Below are 16,539 nucleotides of genomic sequence, written 5' to 3'. Positions count from 1 at the left end.
GATGCGTGCGTCAGTGGACCGCTGCCGGAACAGGCCGGCGCTGGGCGGGGTCGTTCGGTTGGAACACGGCCGCGGCCTCGCGGTCCTGGGTCCCGAGAATGGAGACGTGGTCGCCGGCGATGACCGTCAGGCGCGTGCGCGGACCGGCCTGCGCCGCCAGCCGCTCGGCATGCGCGAGGGGCACCACCGGGTCGTCCCGGCCGTGGACGATGACGATCGGACCGCCCTCGGCGGCGATGCGCGCATCGGACCGGAAGGTGTCCCGAAGGAGCAGGCTGGTCGGCAGGAAGGGGAAGCGCCCGGCGACGATGGCGGAGAGGGAGTCGAAGGGCGCCTCGAGATAGAGGCCGAGATGCGGCCGGGCCTCGGCCAGGGCCACCGCCACCGCGGCCCCGAGGGAGTGGCCGTGTAGCAGCACCGGGGTTCCGGGGACCCGCGCCTGGACCATCGCGTAGGCCGCCTGTCCGTCGGCGATCAGCCCCGCCTCGCTCGGACTCCCGGTCGAGCCGGGATAGCCGCGATAGGCGATGGCGAGGACGCCCCAGCCCGCCCCGCGCCAGGGAGCGCCGGCAAAGCGCGCCGCTCCGGGCTCCGGCCGCGAGCCGTTGCCGTGGAAGCTGAGCACCACGGGACAGCCCGGCTCCGGCGCGCGCCAGAACCCGAACAGCCGCTCGCCGTCGGCCGTGGGCAGGCTGATCGCCTCCGTGCCCGGGGGCGCCGGCCGGGCGGGGGCGGGCGCTCGGCTGCGGAAGGCGCCCGGATAGATCAGGTGCCGCTGGAAGACGGTCAGCAGGGTCACGGCCAGGACGGAGAGACCGAGGATGGCGGTGGCCACGAGGGAAGCGAGAAGGCGCATGCGCTCGATGAAGGGGAGGCCGCGACCGAGCGACGACCCCGGACCGTCGTGGCGGGGCGCCGAACCGCGCCGGACCCTGGGGATGGAGGGGACACTGGGGCGTCCCCGAGAGGTAGGGCTGGACTTTGGCGTGTCACCAGCGATGTTGCGTCGCGTGAATGCTCCCGCGCCCGTCCCTCCCCGAAGCGGCCTCCGGCCCCAAAGCCGCCTCCTGACGACGCGTCACCGGTCCACCTCGCCCGCACCGGTCCGGCGCGGCGCGGCATGAGGGACGCGTCCGGCCGCGCGGAGGGCATGGGCGGTCCCGGCCTGAGCCCGAACGCGCTCCTCATCGGGCTGATCTTCTGCGGGGTTGGCTTGGGCATCGGCGCCGGGGCGCTCGCGGGCTCGGGCGCCGCCTTCGTGTTCCTGATGTCCGGCTGGGTGCTGGGCCTGTGCCTGCACGAATACGGCCATGCCCGGGCCGCTCTGTCCTGGGGCCTGCCCCCGACCGGCGCGCTCAGCCTCGATCCCCTGCGGGCCCCCAACCCCGTGGTGACCATGCTGCTGCCGGCGCTCTTCACCGTCATGGGGGGCGTGGGATTTCCGGGGGGCGTGGGATTGCCAGGCCGCGTCGGCGGTCCGCCCGAGGCCGGGTTGAGCCGGGGACGGCAATCGGCGGTGGCCGCCGCCGGCCCGGCGATGAGCGTCCTCTTCCTCGTCGTTCTCGCGCTGCTCTATGCCCTGGCCAGTCCGGGGGCCGAGACGCTGCGTGCGGTGCTCGCCGTCTCGGTGCTGTTCCAGGGCACAGCCCTGGTGCTCGGTCTGATGCCGATCCCAGGGCTCGACGGCTACGGCATCGTCCGACCCTGGCTCTCCGGCCCGCCGGCTTCGCCGCCATCCCCGCCCTGGGCCTTCGCGGACCGGATGGCCCGGCATTCGGGGCTGGTGCTGCTGGGTCTTTTCCTCGTCTCCGCCGCCTTCACCCGGCCGCTGTTCCGCGCCAGCCTGCTGTTGACGGACCTGCTCGGCATCGATCTCGCAGATGTGATCGCAGGTTTCCGGCTGGTGCGCCTGTGGTGATCCGCTCGTGCGGCGCGACCACCGCGAACGGAAGACTTGAACCCATCGTGGAATGATTTGCCGATGCGGTGTGTACGTTAACGAGCCGAGCCGTACTCTTGCGACCCATGCGGAGCCGGTGCGCGGTTCGTCTTGAATTCGGGGCGACGCACCGGCCCGTCGCGATCGTCGAGGCGGGAGGGGGGCATGCGGGACGATGCGCCGGGGCAGGGGACGCCGCCGTCGGCCTACCGCGTGCTGCTGCTGAACAATGCCGGCCGCGTCCTTCACACCAAGTCCCTCGCGGGCTGCACCGAGGCGGAGGCGCTGGAGCGGGCACGGGCCTTCATGGACGGCCGTTCGGTCGAGCTCTGGGACGGGGGGCGCCTGATCCAGCGGCTCGAGGCACCACACGAACCGATAGCCTGAGCGGAGGAGCGCGGCCCGGTCCTGTCCGCGGCGTTCGGGTCGCGTGGGAACCGGGCTTTCGTGCTAGATGCGCTCGGTATCCGGATCCGACGCGATCCGGCGCGGCCCGGTGGAGAGACCCTGCGATGGCCCTCAAGACGACGTTCCTGGTGCAGACCTTCGTGCTCAAGCGCAAGCGGCTCTCGCCGGGCGACCGTGATGTGGCGGTGACGGAGAGCGGGGCCCTGAAGAAGGCCGAGGCGATGGCCGCCCGCTTTCCCGGGACGGCGGCGATCAAGGTCGTGGCCGACGACGAGACGGGGGAACTGGAGAGTGCCACGATCCTCGGCAGCTTCGGCGAGGTGCCGGACGACTTCGCCGAGAGCCTGCAGGGCTCGTGAGGCCCGACGCGTCCGGCCTCCGCACCCCCGATCAAAGTGCCCCGCGGACGCGAAAGGGCCCCGCCGCGCGGCGGAGCCCCTTCTGATCGTCCCGGAGCCTGTCAGCCGTTACGGGCAGGCGTGGCGCTGACCGTCATTGCCGAGATAGGTCCCGGTGCGGCGGTCGTAGGACCGGAAGCGCTGGACGCAGTAAGCGACGTCCTCGCCGCTGGTCGCGACCTCCGGGGTGGCCTCGTAGCCCGTCGCGGCATAGCCGCCACCATAGGGCGCGTAACCGCCGTAATAGGCCGGCGCATAGCCGCCGGCGTAATAGTCGTCGCCGTAGTAGCCGCCATAGGCGCTGCCGAGGCCGTATCCGATCCCGGCGCCGGCGAGACCCAGGCCGAGCCCGAGGCCGAGGCCGCCATAGCCGCGACGGTAGCCGTAGCCGCGCCCGGCATAGGCGCCACCCCGGTTGAACCCACCGCGGTTGAAGCCGCCGCGATCACCCCGGAAGCCGTTGCCAGCAGCGAGGCCCGCCCCGGCACCGACGGCACCGGCGCCCACGCCGATGGTCCCGCCGCGGTTGAAGCCACCCTGCGCGAGGCCGCCGCGGAACCCGCCGCCGCCGAAGTTGCCCCCAAGATTGCCGCCGCGGAACCCGCCGCCCTGGGCGAGACCACCGCGGAAGCCACCGCCGCCGAAGTTGCCGCCGCGGAATCCGCCGCCACCCAGGCCGCCGCCGTGGAAGCCGCCGCCACCGCCACGGAAACCACCGCCGCCGCCCGGACGTGCGTCCGCGGAGGCGGGAATCATCGAGAGGGCCCCGACCAGGGCGGCCGATGCCAGGAGTATGCGCTTCATGGGAGAACCTGTCGTTCGCATGCCGATCCCGAGGATCGAACTTCTGGTAAAGGAACGCGGGGCCTGACGATAAAGTTCGTTTCAGGCCCTATTCCGTCTCAGTTCGTCGGGCCGGCGATTGACAAAACGGCCGCAGACCTCGAATCTGGAAGCATTCCGAGGGGAGCTCCGAGTGCGGGGGCTGAGATTGGGCGCGACGCCCTGACCCTTGAACCTGATCCGGTTCGTACCGGCGGAGGGACGGGAATTCCAAGACGCGGCGCGCATGTTCAGGCGTCGTCCCATCCGACACCGCCGTTCGCGAGTCCGGATCGTCTCCCACGCCAGGAGCGAACCCGATGAATGCACCCGTTCTTCCGAAGGATCTGCCGCAGGGGCAGGCGCCCACGGTGACCACCGGCCCGATCATGGGCTCGCGCAAGGTCTACGCGGCGGTGGCCGGGCACGACGACATCCGGGTACCGTTCCGCGAGATCACCTTGAGCGATCCGAAGGAGGCGCCGGTGCGGGTCTACGATCCGTCGGGTCCCTACACGGAGACGGATGCGGGGATCGACCTCGGGGCCGGCCTTCCGCTGGTGCGCGAGCCCTGGATCGCCCGGCGCGGCTACGCCACCGTGACCCCGCGCGCGGTCAAGCCCGAGGACAACGGCTTCGTGCCCGAGGACAAGCTCGTGGCCCCGTGTCCGGCCACCCGCGAGATCCGCAAGGCCGCGCCCGGCCAGATGGTGACGCAGTACGAGTTCGCCCGCGCCGGGATCATCACCGAGGAGATGATCTACGTCGCGCACCGCGAGAACCTGGCGCGCGAGACGATGCTGGAGGGCGCCCAGGCGGCCCTGGCCGACGGCAACAGCTTCGGCGCCGCCCTGCCGGCCTTCATCACGCCGGAATTCGTGCGCGACGAGGTGGCCCGGGGCCGCGCCATCATCCCGGCCAACATCAACCACCCCGAGGTGGAGCCGATGGCGATCGGCCGCAACTTCCTCGTGAAGATCAACGCCAACATCGGCAACTCGGCCGTGACCTCGTCCGCCGCCGAGGAGGTCGAGAAGCTGGTCTGGGCGACCCGCTGGGGCGCCGACACGGTGATGGACCTCTCGACGGGCCGCAACATCCACAACATCCGCTCGTGGATCGTGCGCAACTCGCCCGTGCCGATCGGCACGGTGCCGATCTACCAGGCCCTGGAGAAGGTCGGCGGCGACCCGCTGAAGCTCGACTGGGAGGTCTTCAAGGACACCCTGATCGAGCAGGCCGAGCAGGGCATCGACTACTTCACCATCCATGCCGGCGTGCGCCTCGCCCACGTGCCGCTCACCGCCCGCCGCGTCACCGGCATCGTCAGCCGCGGCGGTTCGATCATGGCGCGCTGGTGCCTGGCCGGGCACCGCGAATCGTTCCTCTACGAGCGCTTCGACGAGATCTGCGACATCATGCGGGCCTACGACGTGTCGTTCTCGCTCGGCGACGGCCTGCGCCCCGGCTCCATCGCCGATGCCAACGACGCGGCCCAGTTCGCCGAGCTGGAGACCCTGGGCGAACTGACCAAGATCGCCTGGGACAAGGGCTGCCAGACCATGATCGAGGGCCCCGGCCACGTGCCGATGCACAAGATCAAGGTGAACATGGAGAAGCAGCTCGTGGAGTGCGGCGAGGCGCCGTTCTACACCCTCGGCCCGCTGACCACCGACATCGCCCCCGGCTACGACCACATCACGTCGGGCATCGGCGCCGCCATGATCGGCTGGTTCGGCTGCGCCATGCTCTGCTACGTCACCCCGAAGGAGCATCTCGGCCTGCCCAACCGCGACGACGTCAAGGAAGGCGTAATCACCTACAAGATCGCGGCCCATGCCGCCGACCTCGCCAAGGGCCATCCGGCGGCGCAGCTGCGCGACGACGCCCTGTCGCGGGCCCGGTTCGACTTCCGCTGGGAGGACCAGTTCAACCTCTCCCTCGATCCCGACACCGCCCGCGCCTACCACGACGAGACCCTTCCGAAGGACGCCCACAAGGTCGCCCATTTCTGCTCGATGTGCGGCCCGAAGTTCTGCTCGATGAAGATCACGCAGGACCTGCGCGCCGAGGTGCTGGCGATGGAGGCGGCCGGCCAGGTGCTGGGCGAGGCCGCGCCCTTGAGCGCGGCCGAGCGCGAGGCCGGCATGGCGGCGAAATCGGCCGAGTTCCAGGCCGAGGGTGGCAAGCTCTACGTCGACGCGGCGGAGTAGGCCCCCGCGTCCCGGGCCGGCTGGTTTTCGCTGACCGGCCCGGGACAGGCATCGCGGGGAAGGACCGCCCGCGGTGCGTGGAATTCCAGAGGCGTGTGCGCGCGCGTCGTAGGCATCGTAGAGCGTGCCGATCATGAGATCGGCCGCGGCATCGAAGTCGGGCGGCGTGCCCAGCGAAATCTCCCGCTCATAGTTCTCGTTCCGCCGGAGCTGCACGAAGCCCAGCCGGTGAAGGGCCGCCTTCGTGGAGTCGGGCAGGACATCGCCAGACGCCTCCGGCCCCTGCGCACACCCGCCCGACGCGGCTTCGCAGCCCATCCGCGTATCCTCGTCGAAGAAGATGCACTGCACGTAGCGCTGATCCGTCCGGACGATGCTCACGGTGAGGAACCGATCCCGGGACGTGCTGCGCGGGCCGTGCAGGTGGATGCTGCTCAGCCGCGCGACCACTTCGCAGCGATGAGCCGCGACGAAGGCGGCGCGGCCGCGAGCGTCCGACGCGGCGTCCGAGGTCGGGACGTGGACGATCCCCGGCAGCGCCGCCGCGAACGGCCGCACCCGATTCCACGCCCGTCCGGTGGGGATCATTCCGATGGCCCTGCGTTTCCGCCCCGGGCCGGCGTGCCCGATCGCGCGGAGTGCTATCACAGGTTGCGGGGCGCGGCATCGCCCCGGCGCGGTTCTCCCCCGTCGCGTCACGCGAACAGCCCGTGCACGAACCAGCGCGCGGGCGCCTCCATCGTGGGGAAGCCCTCGCGATAGACCCAGAGGCGGCGGCCGGCCTCGTCTTCGACCACGTAGTAGTCCCGCAGCGGACCCGGCGCTCGCCACCACTCGTCGGCGATGCGCTCGGGTCCGTCCGCATGGGCGACGTGGTGCAGGCGCCGGCGCCAGCGGAAGCGGTGCGGCGGCCCGTCGGGGGCCAGCGCGATGACGTCCTCGGCCGCTTCGCCCCGGCTGAGCAGCACCAGCGGGCGCGGCGGCAGGCGCGCGCGGGCTCCCGGATCGGGTCGGCCCGCCTGGGCGGGGAGGCTCGCGCGCCACGGCTCCACGGCCTCGGCCCGCTCGGGCAGGTGGGTCTGGCGAAACCCGAGGCGCATCATCCGCCGGCCGAGGCGCTGGCGCAGGGCATCGCCCAGATGCTCGGTGCCTTCGCCCCCGCCGGGGGCCTCCATCAGGGCCGTCTGGCGTGCCGCGATCGGGCCCGTGGCGGTGACCTCGAGGCCCACCGTCTCGAAGCCGAAGCCGGCATCGAGGGCCGGGCCGAGGCGGTCGAGGCGCAGGGCGAGCAGGCGTCCGATCTGGGCCGGGCAGCGGGTCGGCAGGCTCAGGCCGAGGTCGAGGCTGCGCAGGATCCCATCGACGCGGGTCAGGGTCAGCCGTACGGCCCGGGCGCCGAGGCCGGCCGCTTCCAGCCGGGGGGCGATGCCCTCCATCAGACCCATGGCGGTGGCCACGATGGTTTCCGGCTGCCCGATCGGTTCGAGGAAGCCGCGCGCCGCCTGGAATTCGCGCGGGTCCTCGGCCGTGACCAGGGGTTCGGGCCGGTATCCGAGGGCCTGGTCGAGGCGCAGCAGCAGGGTTTCGCCGAAGCGCCGGGCCAGCGGCGCCCGGGGCGCCGTGGCGAGGTCGCCGATCCGGTGCAGGCCGAGGCGGGCCAGGGCCTGCGCCGTGGCCCCATCGAGGCGCAGGGCCGAGACGGGCAGGGCGTGCAGGGCCTCCGCGTTGCAGCCCGGGGCCACGAGGCCGCCCCCGCCGTGGCGCGCCAGGGCGTAGGCGCAGGCCGGCGTGTCGGCGAGGGCGATCCGGGCCGGCATGTCGCGGGTCGACAGCCGCCGGGCGAGGTCTTCCAGCAGCGCGGCCTCGCCGCCGAACAGGTGGCTCGCCCCCGCGATGTCGAGGAAGAACCCGTCGCCGCCCTCCGCCGGGCCGTAGGGAGCGACGACGGGCGTGTAGCGCTTGGCCCACAGGCAGAGGCGGTGCAAGGCGGCGGCGTCGGCCTCCGGATCGGCCGGATGGACGGCGACCGGCGTCCCGATCCGGGCGCGGGCCCGGGCCAGGGTTTCACCGGGCACGAGGCCGAGGGCGCGGGCGGCGGAATCCACCGCCACCAGGCGCAGGCCGTTGGTCTCCATGGCGGCCACGACCATCGGGCCGCTGTCGCGGTCGCCGTCAGCCCGAGCGCTGGGCGCGCCGCTCGGGACGGACGGCGCCTGCGTCCGCCTCAGCCGCGTGACCGGCCAGTGCTCCAGCCAGACCGAAACGATGCGCGGCATGATCCCACTCCAGAAGCCAATGTCCGGTCCGCCCATTGCGGCTCCGGTCGAGGGTCACCTGCCAGCACGGCCGCTCGATGCAGCCGAAGCGGTCGCGCAGGGCCTTGCCGGCGGCGACCCGCCAGCGTGTCGCCGCCACGTTGGGGCTCTCCGCCTCCGGCGGCCTCAGGACAAGGAGGAGCAGGTCGGTCCGGGCCGCCGCGAGGTGGAGCCGGCGGCTCTGGGCGAGGGGCAGGGCGGCATCGATGAGGCCCGCCACGGCCGCCAGCCCCTGCGCGCGCAGGGATTCCTCCAGGGCCCGGTAGGCGTCCCCGTCGCTCGCCACCTCGAACAGCAGCAGGCGGCCGGGATCGAGGCCGAGCCCGGCCAGCCCGTGCCCGTAGGGGAGGGGATGCCCCCGGCCAGCCACGAGCAGGGCCTCGCCGCGCACCCGGGCGAGGTGGCGCGCCACCAGCGCAAGGGCGAAGCCCAGCGCCGCCGGCTCGTCGCCCGCCTGCGCCGGGGCGATCTCGTGCAACTGACCGAGGGCGAGGCCGCCCTGTGCGAGGCGCGTATCGACGTCGTGGATGCCGAGGGGCAGGGCGCCCCTGAGGACGGATGCGCCTCCGCGATCGGCCACGAGGGCGCGCAGGGCCGCCAGATCCGGGGGCGCACCCGGATTCGCGGCATCCGGATTTGGCGGATCCGCCGGCAAAGTCTCGGTCTCGGCATCGGGAGGGTCTTCAGGGCTCTGTCTCATCGGCTCCGCTCCATCCCGCTACGCTAAGAACAAAACAGGAACACACTCAATCGGTTTCCGGGGGGATTCGGAATTTCGCCTGCCCACAGGGACTTGGCCTGTGGACGGCTGTGGACGCTTGTGGACGATGGTTTCCGGGCCGGCCGATCCGCCGCGCTTGACCCTATAGCGAGGGCAGGGCAGCACTCCTCACCGCCGCGCACAAGACGCGGATCAGCCGGGAGAACTCCATGCGTTTCGCTCGTGCCCTCGTGGTCCTGTCGGGCCTGATCACCGTCGCGGGCGGCCTCCCCGCCGCCGCGCAGACGGCGGCCCAGCCCCGGGGCGAGGCCAAGGCGCGCCGGCCCCAGGTCGTGTCGCAGCCGATCCAGGTCTACGATGCCCGCTTCGAGAACGGGGACCTGCGCATCTCCGGCAGCGTGCGCAAGCCCGGCACCGTGGTGGTGCTCGACGAGGACATCTCGATCATCGCCGACAGCCGGGGCCGCTTCGTCTTCCGCCTGCCTTACGTGCCCACCAACTGCATCGCCACCCTGAAGGCGGGCGAGGACGAGCGCGAGGCGGTCATCGCCAATTGCGGCCCCGCCGGCCAGCCCGGCCCGAAGGGCGAGACGGGGCAGAAGGGCGACACGGGTGACAAGGGCGAGACCGGCCCCGCCGGCCCGCAGGGCGTCGCCGGCTTGCCCGGTCCCCAGGGGCCCAAGGGCGAGCCGGGTGCCAAGGGCGAGCCGGGTGCCAAGGGCCAGGCCGGACCGAAGGGGGAACCCGGCCCCAAGGGAGAGACGGGTCCGAAGGGGGACGCCGGACCGAAGGGCGAGACGGGCGCGAAGGGGCCGGCCGGCGAGCGCGGCCCGGCGGGTCAGAAGGGCGAGCCCGGTCAGGCCGCCCTGGCGGCCGCCGCACCCGCATCCCCGTTCCGTGTGGTGCGCCAGGACACCTGCCCGGCCTCGGGCTGCGCGATCACCTGCGAGGGCACCGAGATCCTCGCCTCGGCCCTCTGCCTGAAGGGCGGCAGCGCCATCGTGACGGCGGGCGCCGACGGAACCTTGAGCGCGGCCTGCCCCACTGAGAGCCAGGGCCTCGTCGGCCTCTGCGCCCGGCGCTGAGGGGACGAACGACCCGGGCGATCGCCCCTCGCCGAAACGGAGCCGTCCGGTGTAAGGACGCGCTTCGTTTCGCGCCGAAGTCGATCCCACCCGTGTCGATACCGTCCATGCTCCTTGCCCCTGCCAGCCCCGTTCCCTGCACCCGCGGGGTCGTCCGATGACCCTGGGCATCTGGGGCAAGCTCGGCGGGGCCGGCCTCGGCCTCGCCATCGGCGGTCCCCTCGGCGGCCTCGTCGGTGGGGTGGCCGGGCACTTCCTGGTCGACCGCGAGGGCGCGCTGTTCGGCACCACGCCGCGCGACGTGGTCTTCACCACCGGCCTCGTGGCCCTGGCCGCCAAGATGGCCAAATCCGACGGCGTGGTGACGCAGGCCGAGGTGGAGGCCTTCGCCAAGGTGGTGCAGGTGGACGAGCGCGCCCGGCCCGGCGTGCAGCGCCTGTTCGACCTCGCCAAGGGCACCGCGAACGGCTTCGAGGCCTATGCCCGGCAATTGGCCACCACCTTCCACGATGAGCCGGCCCTGCTGGAGGACGTCCTCGACGGCCTGTTCCACATCGCCAAGGCCGACGGCGCCATCCACGAGGCGGAGGAGCGCTACCTGCGGGCGGTGGCGGAGACCTTCGGCTACGACGAGGCCGCGTTCCGCCGCATCGCCGCCCGCCACGTCCGGCTCTCCGACGATCCCTACCTCGTCCTCGGCCTCGACCACGACGTCGACGATGCCGGGCTGAAGGCCGCCCACCGGGCCCTGGTGCGGGAGAACCATCCCGACCGGGCCATCGCGCGCGGCCTGCCGCCGGAGGCGGTGGCCATCGCCACCCGCCGGCTCGCGGCCATCAACGCCGCCTATGACCGGATCAGCGCCGAACGGGGCCTCACGTGAAACCGACGCCCGAGAGCGCCGTCGCCACCAGCGTCCACCCGTCGCCAAATCACGGCGAGCGGCGGTCCGGCCCGGTGGATCTCCTCATCCTGCACTACACCGGCATGGAGAGCGCGGCCGTCGCCCTGCAGCGCCTTGCCAACCCCGTGGCGGAGGTCTCGGCCCATTACGTGGTGCTGGAGGACGGCCGCGTGGTGCAGATGGTGCCCGAGGGGCGCCGGGCCTGGCACGCGGGCCAGGGCTCCTGGGCCGGGCTCAGCGACGTGAATTCGCGCTCCCTCGGCGTCGAGATCGTCAATGGTGGCCATGCGGGCGGCCTGCCGGCCTACCCCCCGGCACAGATCGAGGCCGTGATCGCCCTGTGCGGCGATCTCGCCAAGCGCTGGAGCCTCGCTCCGCACCGGATCCTCGCCCATTCCGACATCGCCCCCGAGCGCAAGGAGGACCCGGGCGAGCACTTCCCCTGGGAGACCCTCGCCCGCGCCGGCATCGGCCACTGGGTGCCGCCGGCCCCGATCCGCGACGGCCGCTTCTTCGCGCAGGGCGATGCCGGGCCGCCGATCGAGGCGCTGCAGGCGATGTTCGCCCTCTACGGCTACGACCTGCCGGTGAGCGCCACCTTCGATGCCCGCATGGGCGCGGTGGTGACGGCGTTCCAGCGCCACTTCCGTCCGGCCCGCATCGATGGTGTCGCCGACGCCTCGACGATCACGACCCTGCGGGACCTGATCGCGGCGCTGCCGGGACGGTAGGGGACGAGAGGGCGCGCTTCCGCTCGCGTCCTCCTGCGGAAGAGGGTGGGCGCGGAGCCCCGGGAGAGGAAGGCGCCTGCGCCAGGGCCGACGGGCACTTCGCGGGCGTGCGGCCTGCGATCCCGCTCGGGTAAGCCGGGAGATCCCGGCTCACCTCTGGGAGCCGGCTCAGGCCCGGTGCTGTACCGCCCCGCCGCCATGCCCGTGCGCCTCTTCCGTCACCGAGCCGCGGGTGCGCCACAGGCTGTAGGCGATGCCCGCGATGAGGAACACGACGGTGACCGCGAGGGAGACCCACGGCGGCACGTGGACGAGGTCGAAGGTGTCGGCGACCACGATCTTGCCGCCGATGAAGATCAGGATGAAGGCCAGCGCCGTCTTGAGATAGGCGAAGCGGTCTACCATCGCGGCCAGGGCGAAGTAGAGCGCGCGCAGGCCGAGGATCGCGAAGATGTTCGAGGTGTAGACCACGAAGGTGTCGGTGGTGATGGCGAAGATCGCCGGCACGCTGTCGACGGCGAAGATCACGTCGGCGCCGTTCACGAGAATGAGCGCCAGGGCCAGGGGCGTCAGCCAGAGGGCGGTCTTGCCGGTCTTCGGGTCGGGCTTGCGCACGACGAAGTGCTGCCCGTGCAGCTCGGGCGTGATGCGCAGGACCCGCTGCAGGAACCGGACGGCCCGGTTCTCGCGGATGTCGCCCGGCTCCTCGTCCTTCGAGAGCAGCATCTTGAGGCCGGCGAAGATCAGGAAGGCGGCGAAGATCGACAGCACCCAGGCGGCCTGGTGCACGAGGGCCGCGCCGAGGCCGATCATCAGCCCACGCAGCAGGACGGCCGCGAGGATGCCCCAGACCAGGACCCGGTGCTGGGCGGCGCGGGGGATGCCGAGCGCCGTGAGGATGACGGCGATCACGAAGACGTTGTCCATCGACAGCGACTTCTCGACCACGAGGCCGGCGACGTATTCCTGGCCCGCCTGGGGCCCGAGATACCACCAGACCCAGCCGCCGAAGATCATGCCCAGGGTGAAGTAGAACAGCGTGAGGAGCAGGCTCTCCTTCACGCCGATCTCGTGATTCTTGTCGCGATGCAGGAGTCCGAGATCGAAGGCCAGCAACCCGGCCACGAGGGCGTGGAACCCGAGCCACATCCACACGGGCTTGCCGAGCCACTCGTAATACAGAAAATCAACCATGACGCAGGACCGTCGATGCTTCTTGAGGAGAGAAAGCATCGGCTCCGACATCACGGAACGCATCATGCAGCATCCCGCCAGAGGGGCCCGCAGCCGATGAGGCGCAGTTGGGACTCTGAACCGGGCGAATCAAGGGCATCGGGCCGTCACGCTTGACAGGGCCGGCCCCCGGCGGCTTCCCAAAGCGCATGACTGACAGCGAACGCAACGGCCGCGAGGCTCGCGGCCCCGCGGTGATCGGGGGCGGCCCGGCCGGCCTCGCGGCGGCGGAGGTGCTGGCGCAGGCCGGCCACGCCGTGACCCTCTACGACCGGATGCCGAGCGTGGGGCGAAAATTCCTCATCGCGGGACGCGGCGGGCTCAACCTCACGCATTCCGAGCCGCTACCGGCCTTCCTGGCGCGCTACCAGCCGGCTGAGGACGCCCTCGCCGGGGCGATCGCGGCGTTTCCGCCGAGCGCCCTGCGCGCCTGGTGCGACGACCTCGGCCAGCCGACCTTCGTCGGGTCGAGCGGCCGCGTCTTTCCCGAGGCCTTCAAGGCCTCGCCGCTGCTCCGGGCCTGGCTCCAGCGCCTCGACGGGCTGGGCGTCCGCATCCGCACCCGTCACCGCTTCACCGGCTGGTCGGACGCGGGCGGCCCGGTCTTCGAGACCCCGGACGGACGGGTCGAGGCCGCGCATTGCCCGGTCCTCCTGGCTCTCGGCGGCGCGAGCTGGCCCCGCCTCGGCTCCGATGGCGCCTGGGTGCCCCTGCTCGAACGGGACGGCATCGCGGTGGCGCCGCTCAAGCCCGCCAATGTCGGGTTCACCGTGGCCTGGTCGCCGGTCTTCGCCGCGCGCTTCGCCGGCACGCCCCTGAAGCGGATCGCCCTCAGCCTCGACGGGATCCGCGTGCGCGGCGAGGCCGTGATCAGCGCCGACGGGATCGAGGGCGGGGCGATCTACGCCCTCGCACATCGAATCCGGGCCGCCACCGAACGCGGCGAGGCCCAGCTGGAGATCGATCTCCGGCCGGACGTGGAGGAGGCCACGCTGGCACGGGCGCTCCGCGATCCGAAACCCGGGCTCTCCCTCGCCAACCGCCTGCGCAAGGCCGCCGCACTGACGCCCGTTGGGATTGGCCTCCTGCGCGAGGCGGCCCACCCGCTGCCCGTGGCCGCCGAGGCCCTGGCGGCCCTGATCAAGGCGGTACCGCTCCGTCTCCTGGCGCCGCGCGGCCTCGACCGGGCGATCTCCACGGCGGGCGGGGTCCGCTTCGGCGACGTCGATGCCGGCTTCATGCTCGTCCGGCGGCCCGGCACCTTCGTGGCCGGCGAGATGCTGGACTGGGAGGCCCCGACGGGGGGCTACCTCCTCCAGGGGGCCTTCGCCTCGGGCCGCGCGGCTGCGGCGGGCATGCTGGCCTGGATGGAGCGGGAGGCCGCCCGAGGCGCGTGATTACGCCGTCTCACGAAAAAGGCTCCCTCTCGGGGGAGAGGGAGCCTGATGGTCCGGCGCGGCCGTTCCGGGCCGCGCGCTGCCGGGTCTCAGCGGCAGTACACGTCGCCGTAGGCGTCGCGGTAGGTGCCGTAGGGGCAGCGCGGGGCGGTGGAGGCGCCGACGATGGCACCGCCGGCACCGCCGATGGCGGCACCCGCGAGCGCGCCGCCGGCGCGACCGGTGGCGGCTCCGCCGATGGCGGCACCCGCGAGGGCGCCGAGGCCGGCGCCGCCGAGGGCGCGGTCCTGCGGCGTGTTGCAGGCGCCGACCGAGAGGGCGAGAGCACCCGCGAGGGTGGCGGCAATGAGCTTCTTCATGGTTCCGAGACTCCCTTGTGCGTCGTCGTGACCCGGCCTTCGGCCGTGATGTTCGTGCCGCCCGAGCTTAAGCATTCCGCGCGAGAAATGCACGCGAAACGGCTCAGGTTCCGTCCCGCCTTTCCGTTTCGTCGAAAAACCCTCTAGTGATGCGCCGATCAGGGCCCATCCGGGCGGCGCCGTCCGCCCATCCCGCCGCGAGGACTCCATGCAGCGCGCCACCGCCATCGTCCGCAAGGTCGCCGTCCGCGCCGATGCGATCGTCGACACGATCGTGCTCGACCATGCCGCCCGGCAGGCCCCCCCGGACAGCCTGACCGGGGAAGGCGGGCTGAGCCTGACCCTCGCGCTCGCCAAGGCGGCGGCCTTCGAGGACGGCGATGCCCTGCGCCTGGAGGATGGGCGCCTCGTCGCGATCCGCGCCGCCGGCGAGCCGCTCCTCGAGGTCCGCGCCGAGAACCCGGCCCGGCTCCTGCGCCTCGCCTGGCAGCTCGGCGGCAGCCACGTGCCGGCCGAGATCGCCGCCGAGGTGCTCTACGTGCCCCGCAGCGCCGCCGAGTTGGTGCGCGGCCAGGGCTGCGCCGCCACGCCGGTCACCCGCGCCTTCAAGCCCGAGCGCGCCGCCCACGACCACAGCCAGTGCGGCCACGATCATCACGATCACGGGCACCACGCGCACGACCACGCGGATCACGACCACGGCCATACCCATGCGGGGCATGACCATGATCACGGCCATGATCACGCGCACACCCATTCCCATGGGCACGATCATGCCCACGCGCACGATCATGCCAAAGACCCTGCCAAAGAGCACGGCGCGCACGGCCACGTGCACGGGCCGGACTGCAATCACGACCACTGAGCGGAGCCGCCCCGCGTTGAAGCCGGCGGCGCGGACCGTTATGTCCGCCGGATGATCGCCCGCGACCTCCGCTTCTCCGTCGCCCCCATGATGGACTGGACCGACCGTTACTGTCGGGCCTTCCACCGCACCCTGTCGCGGCACGCCCGCCTCTACACCGAGATGGTGACCACCGGGGCGGTCATCCACGGCCCGCGCGACCGGCTGCTCGGCTTCGACGCGCTGGAGCACCCGGTGGCGGTGCAACTCGGCGGCTCAGATCCGGCCGACCTCGCGCACGCCGCCCGCATCGCCGAGGATTTCGGCTACGACGAGGTCAACCTCAACGTCGGCTGCCCGTCCGACCGGGTTCAGGACGGGCGCTTCGGCGCCTGCCTGATGCGCGAGCCCGCCGTGGTGGCCGACTGCGTCGCCGCCATGAAGGCGGCCGTGTCGGTGCCGATCACGGTGAAGTGCCGCATCGGCGTCGACGACCAGGACCCAGAGCGGGCCCTCGACGCCCTCGCGGACGCCGTGGTCGCGGCCGGCGTCGACGGCCTCGTGGTGCATGCCCGCAAAGCTTGGCTCCAGGGCCTGTCGCCCAAGGAGAACCGCGACGTGCCGCCCCTCGACTATCCGCGGGTGGCCCGGCTGAAGCGGGCCCATCCCACGCTGCCCATCGCCATCAACGGCGGCATCGCCACCCTCGCTGACGCGGTCGCCCGTCTGGCGGAGGTCGACGGCGTCATGATCGGCAGGGCCGCCTACAGCGACCCGGCGATCCTCCTCGACGTCGATCCGGTCCTGTTCGGCGAGCCCGCCCCGGCGGCCGACCCGTTCGCCGCGATCGCGGCCTTCGAGCCCGTCCTCGCCGGAATGCTGCAGGAGGGCGTGCGCCTGCACGCGGTGACCCGACACATGCTCGGCCTGTTCAACGGCCGCCCGGGCGCGCGCGCCTATCGCCGGCATCTCTCCACCTTCGGCCTCCAGCCCGAGGCCGGCCTCGCGACCCTGCGGGAGGCGGTGAATCGGGTCTCCCGCGGCGGTCAGGCTTCCGATCCGGCCATTCCGGACAGGGACGGGGCACAGGATGCCGCCTGAGCCTTCCCGTCCGGGCCTTTATAACTAGAAGCGGGCGTCTTCTTGTTTGCTGGCGCAATATTCAGGAAG

The 16,539-nt window shown here is 72.4% G+C and carries 16 protein-coding genes and 1 riboswitch; of the genes, 10 read left to right on the top strand and 6 right to left on the bottom strand.

The genetic code is table 11. The features are described from left to right. Positions 1-10: 10 nt before the first annotated feature. Positions 11-856, bottom strand: coding sequence for an alpha/beta hydrolase (locus ASG63_RS03845; RefSeq protein ID WP_056212249.1), 846 nt, complete (start codon positions 854-856; stop codon positions 11-13). Between the two features lie 264 nt (positions 857-1,120). Between ASG63_RS03845 and ASG63_RS03840 the strand changes: the two genes are divergently transcribed. From ASG63_RS03840 to ASG63_RS03830, 3 genes are all read left to right on the top strand, one after another. Beyond that, a complete protein-coding gene (locus ASG63_RS03840) occupies positions 1,121-1,918 on the top strand; it encodes a hypothetical protein (protein WP_056212246.1) in 798 nt (265 codons plus the stop codon). 186 nt (positions 1,919-2,104) lie between these two features. Next, positions 2,105-2,326 (top strand): hypothetical protein, encoded by a 222-nt coding sequence (locus tag ASG63_RS03835; RefSeq protein ID WP_056212244.1) that lies wholly within the window; start codon positions 2,105-2,107, stop codon positions 2,324-2,326. Positions 2,327-2,451: 125 nt separating this feature from the next. Then, the gene (locus tag ASG63_RS03830; RefSeq protein WP_056212242.1) at positions 2,452-2,706 is read left to right on the top strand and encodes a hypothetical protein; all 255 of its coding nucleotides are present in this window, start codon (positions 2,452-2,454) and stop codon (positions 2,704-2,706) included. Between the two features lie 108 nt (positions 2,707-2,814). On the opposite strand, the gene ASG63_RS03825 is transcribed toward ASG63_RS03830, so the two are convergent. Beyond that, a complete protein-coding gene (locus ASG63_RS03825) occupies positions 2,815-3,549 on the bottom strand; it encodes a BA14K family protein (RefSeq protein ID WP_056212240.1) in 735 nt (244 codons plus the stop codon). Between the two features lie 149 nt (positions 3,550-3,698). Then, positions 3,699-3,807: riboswitch (TPP riboswitch) on the top strand. An 80-nt stretch (positions 3,808-3,887) separates the two neighbouring features. On the opposite strand from ASG63_RS03825, the gene thiC reads away from it, so the two are divergent. Beyond that, on the top strand, positions 3,888-5,780 hold the full coding sequence (gene thiC / locus ASG63_RS03820; protein ID WP_056212238.1) for a phosphomethylpyrimidine synthase ThiC: 1,893 nt from the start codon (positions 3,888-3,890) through the stop codon (positions 5,778-5,780). A 695-nt stretch (positions 5,781-6,475) separates the two neighbouring features. Here the strand turns inward: thiC and ASG63_RS03815 are convergent. Together ASG63_RS03815 and ASG63_RS03810 are read right to left on the bottom strand one after the other, a co-directional pair. Next, the gene (locus ASG63_RS03815; RefSeq protein WP_082559164.1) at positions 6,476-8,056 is read right to left on the bottom strand and encodes a Y-family DNA polymerase; all 1,581 of its coding nucleotides are present in this window, start codon (positions 8,054-8,056) and stop codon (positions 6,476-6,478) included. Then, a complete protein-coding gene (locus ASG63_RS03810) occupies positions 7,953-8,795 on the bottom strand; it encodes an ImuA family protein (protein ID WP_244479808.1) in 843 nt (280 codons plus the stop codon). The genes ASG63_RS03815 and ASG63_RS03810 overlap by 104 nt, the downstream gene beginning before the upstream one ends. A gap of 230 nt (positions 8,796-9,025) precedes the next feature. Here ASG63_RS03810 and ASG63_RS03805 point away from each other — a divergent pair, with 230 nt between their 5' ends. The 3 genes from ASG63_RS03805 to ASG63_RS03795 all read left to right on the top strand — a co-directional run bounded on the left by ASG63_RS03805 (position 9,026) and on the right by ASG63_RS03795 (position 11,536). Continuing rightward, a complete protein-coding gene (locus tag ASG63_RS03805; RefSeq protein ID WP_056212233.1) occupies positions 9,026-9,901 on the top strand; it encodes a collagen-like protein in 876 nt (291 codons plus the stop codon). 157 nt (positions 9,902-10,058) lie between these two features. After that, entirely contained in the window at positions 10,059-10,784 is a 726-nt protein-coding gene (locus ASG63_RS03800; protein WP_056212231.1) for a molecular chaperone DjiA, read from the top strand. Beyond that, positions 10,781-11,536 carry an N-acetylmuramoyl-L-alanine amidase gene (locus tag ASG63_RS03795; RefSeq protein ID WP_056212229.1) on the top strand — a complete coding sequence of 252 codons (756 nt, stop codon included), beginning with the start codon at positions 10,781-10,783 and terminating at the stop codon, positions 11,534-11,536. Before ASG63_RS03800 ends, ASG63_RS03795 begins: the two co-directional genes overlap by 4 nt. 168 nt (positions 11,537-11,704) lie before the next feature. Here the strand turns inward: ASG63_RS03795 and ASG63_RS03790 are convergent, their stop codons facing one another. Further along, entirely contained in the window at positions 11,705-12,730 is a 1,026-nt protein-coding gene (locus tag ASG63_RS03790) for a TerC family protein (RefSeq protein ID WP_056212355.1), read from the bottom strand. Positions 12,731-12,918: 188 nt separating this feature from the next. Here ASG63_RS03790 and ASG63_RS03785 point away from each other — a divergent pair, with 188 nt between their 5' ends. Next, positions 12,919-14,166, top strand: coding sequence for a TIGR03862 family flavoprotein (locus ASG63_RS03785; protein ID WP_056212227.1), 1,248 nt, complete (start codon positions 12,919-12,921; stop codon positions 14,164-14,166). Between the two features lie 89 nt (positions 14,167-14,255). On the opposite strand, the gene ASG63_RS03780 is transcribed toward ASG63_RS03785, so the two are convergent. Beyond that, a complete protein-coding gene (locus ASG63_RS03780) occupies positions 14,256-14,525 on the bottom strand; it encodes a hypothetical protein (RefSeq protein WP_056212224.1) in 270 nt (89 codons plus the stop codon). A 208-nt stretch (positions 14,526-14,733) separates the two neighbouring features. Here ASG63_RS03780 and ASG63_RS03775 point away from each other — a divergent pair, with 208 nt between their 5' ends. Both ASG63_RS03775 and dusA read left to right on the top strand, forming a co-directional pair. Beyond that, positions 14,734-15,390, top strand: coding sequence for an urease accessory protein UreE (locus ASG63_RS03775; protein WP_056212222.1), 657 nt, complete (start codon positions 14,734-14,736; stop codon positions 15,388-15,390). A 51-nt stretch (positions 15,391-15,441) separates the two neighbouring features. Then, positions 15,442-16,470, top strand: a complete 1,029-nt coding sequence (dusA, locus tag ASG63_RS03770) for a tRNA dihydrouridine(20/20a) synthase DusA (protein ID WP_082501535.1) — start codon at positions 15,442-15,444, stop codon at positions 16,468-16,470. Positions 16,471-16,539: the final 69 nt, after the last annotated feature.

Origin of the sequence: Methylobacterium sp. Leaf94, from assembly GCF_001426045.1 — a bacterium.
In the GTDB taxonomy this organism is placed as follows: domain Bacteria; phylum Pseudomonadota; class Alphaproteobacteria; order Rhizobiales; family Beijerinckiaceae; genus Methylobacterium.
This window is presented reverse-complemented; position numbering and strand designations above follow the sequence as displayed.

Bases quoted from the DNA above. Each gene is read 5' to 3' on its own strand.
- ASG63_RS03815 (WP_082559164.1), bottom strand. From the start codon at position 8,056: ATGCCGCGCATCGTTTCGGTCTGGCTGGAGCACTGGCCGGTCACGCGG.
- ASG63_RS03835 (WP_056212244.1), top strand. From the start codon at position 2,105: ATGCGGGACGATGCGCCGGGGCAGGGGACGCCGCCGTCGGCCTACCGC.
- ASG63_RS03825 (WP_056212240.1), bottom strand. From the start codon at position 3,549: ATGAAGCGCATACTCCTGGCATCGGCCGCCCTGGTCGGGGCCCTCTCG.
- ASG63_RS03810 (WP_244479808.1), bottom strand. From the start codon at position 8,795: ATGAGACAGAGCCCTGAAGACCCTCCCGATGCCGAGACCGAGACTTTG.
- ASG63_RS03785 (WP_056212227.1), top strand. From the start codon at position 12,919: ATGACTGACAGCGAACGCAACGGCCGCGAGGCTCGCGGCCCCGCGGTG.
- ASG63_RS03800 (WP_056212231.1), top strand. From the start codon at position 10,059: ATGACCCTGGGCATCTGGGGCAAGCTCGGCGGGGCCGGCCTCGGCCTC.
- ASG63_RS03775 (WP_056212222.1), top strand. From the start codon at position 14,734: ATGCAGCGCGCCACCGCCATCGTCCGCAAGGTCGCCGTCCGCGCCGAT.
- ASG63_RS03790 (WP_056212355.1), bottom strand. From the start codon at position 12,730: ATGGTTGATTTTCTGTATTACGAGTGGCTCGGCAAGCCCGTGTGGATG.
- ASG63_RS03780 (WP_056212224.1), bottom strand. From the start codon at position 14,525: ATGAAGAAGCTCATTGCCGCCACCCTCGCGGGTGCTCTCGCCCTCTCG.
- dusA (WP_082501535.1), top strand. From the start codon at position 15,442: ATGATCGCCCGCGACCTCCGCTTCTCCGTCGCCCCCATGATGGACTGG.
- ASG63_RS03830 (WP_056212242.1), top strand. From the start codon at position 2,452: ATGGCCCTCAAGACGACGTTCCTGGTGCAGACCTTCGTGCTCAAGCGC.
- ASG63_RS03805 (WP_056212233.1), top strand. From the start codon at position 9,026: ATGCGTTTCGCTCGTGCCCTCGTGGTCCTGTCGGGCCTGATCACCGTC.
- thiC (WP_056212238.1), top strand. From the start codon at position 3,888: ATGAATGCACCCGTTCTTCCGAAGGATCTGCCGCAGGGGCAGGCGCCC.
- ASG63_RS03840 (WP_056212246.1), top strand. From the start codon at position 1,121: ATGAGGGACGCGTCCGGCCGCGCGGAGGGCATGGGCGGTCCCGGCCTG.
- ASG63_RS03845 (WP_056212249.1), bottom strand. From the start codon at position 856: ATGCGCCTTCTCGCTTCCCTCGTGGCCACCGCCATCCTCGGTCTCTCC.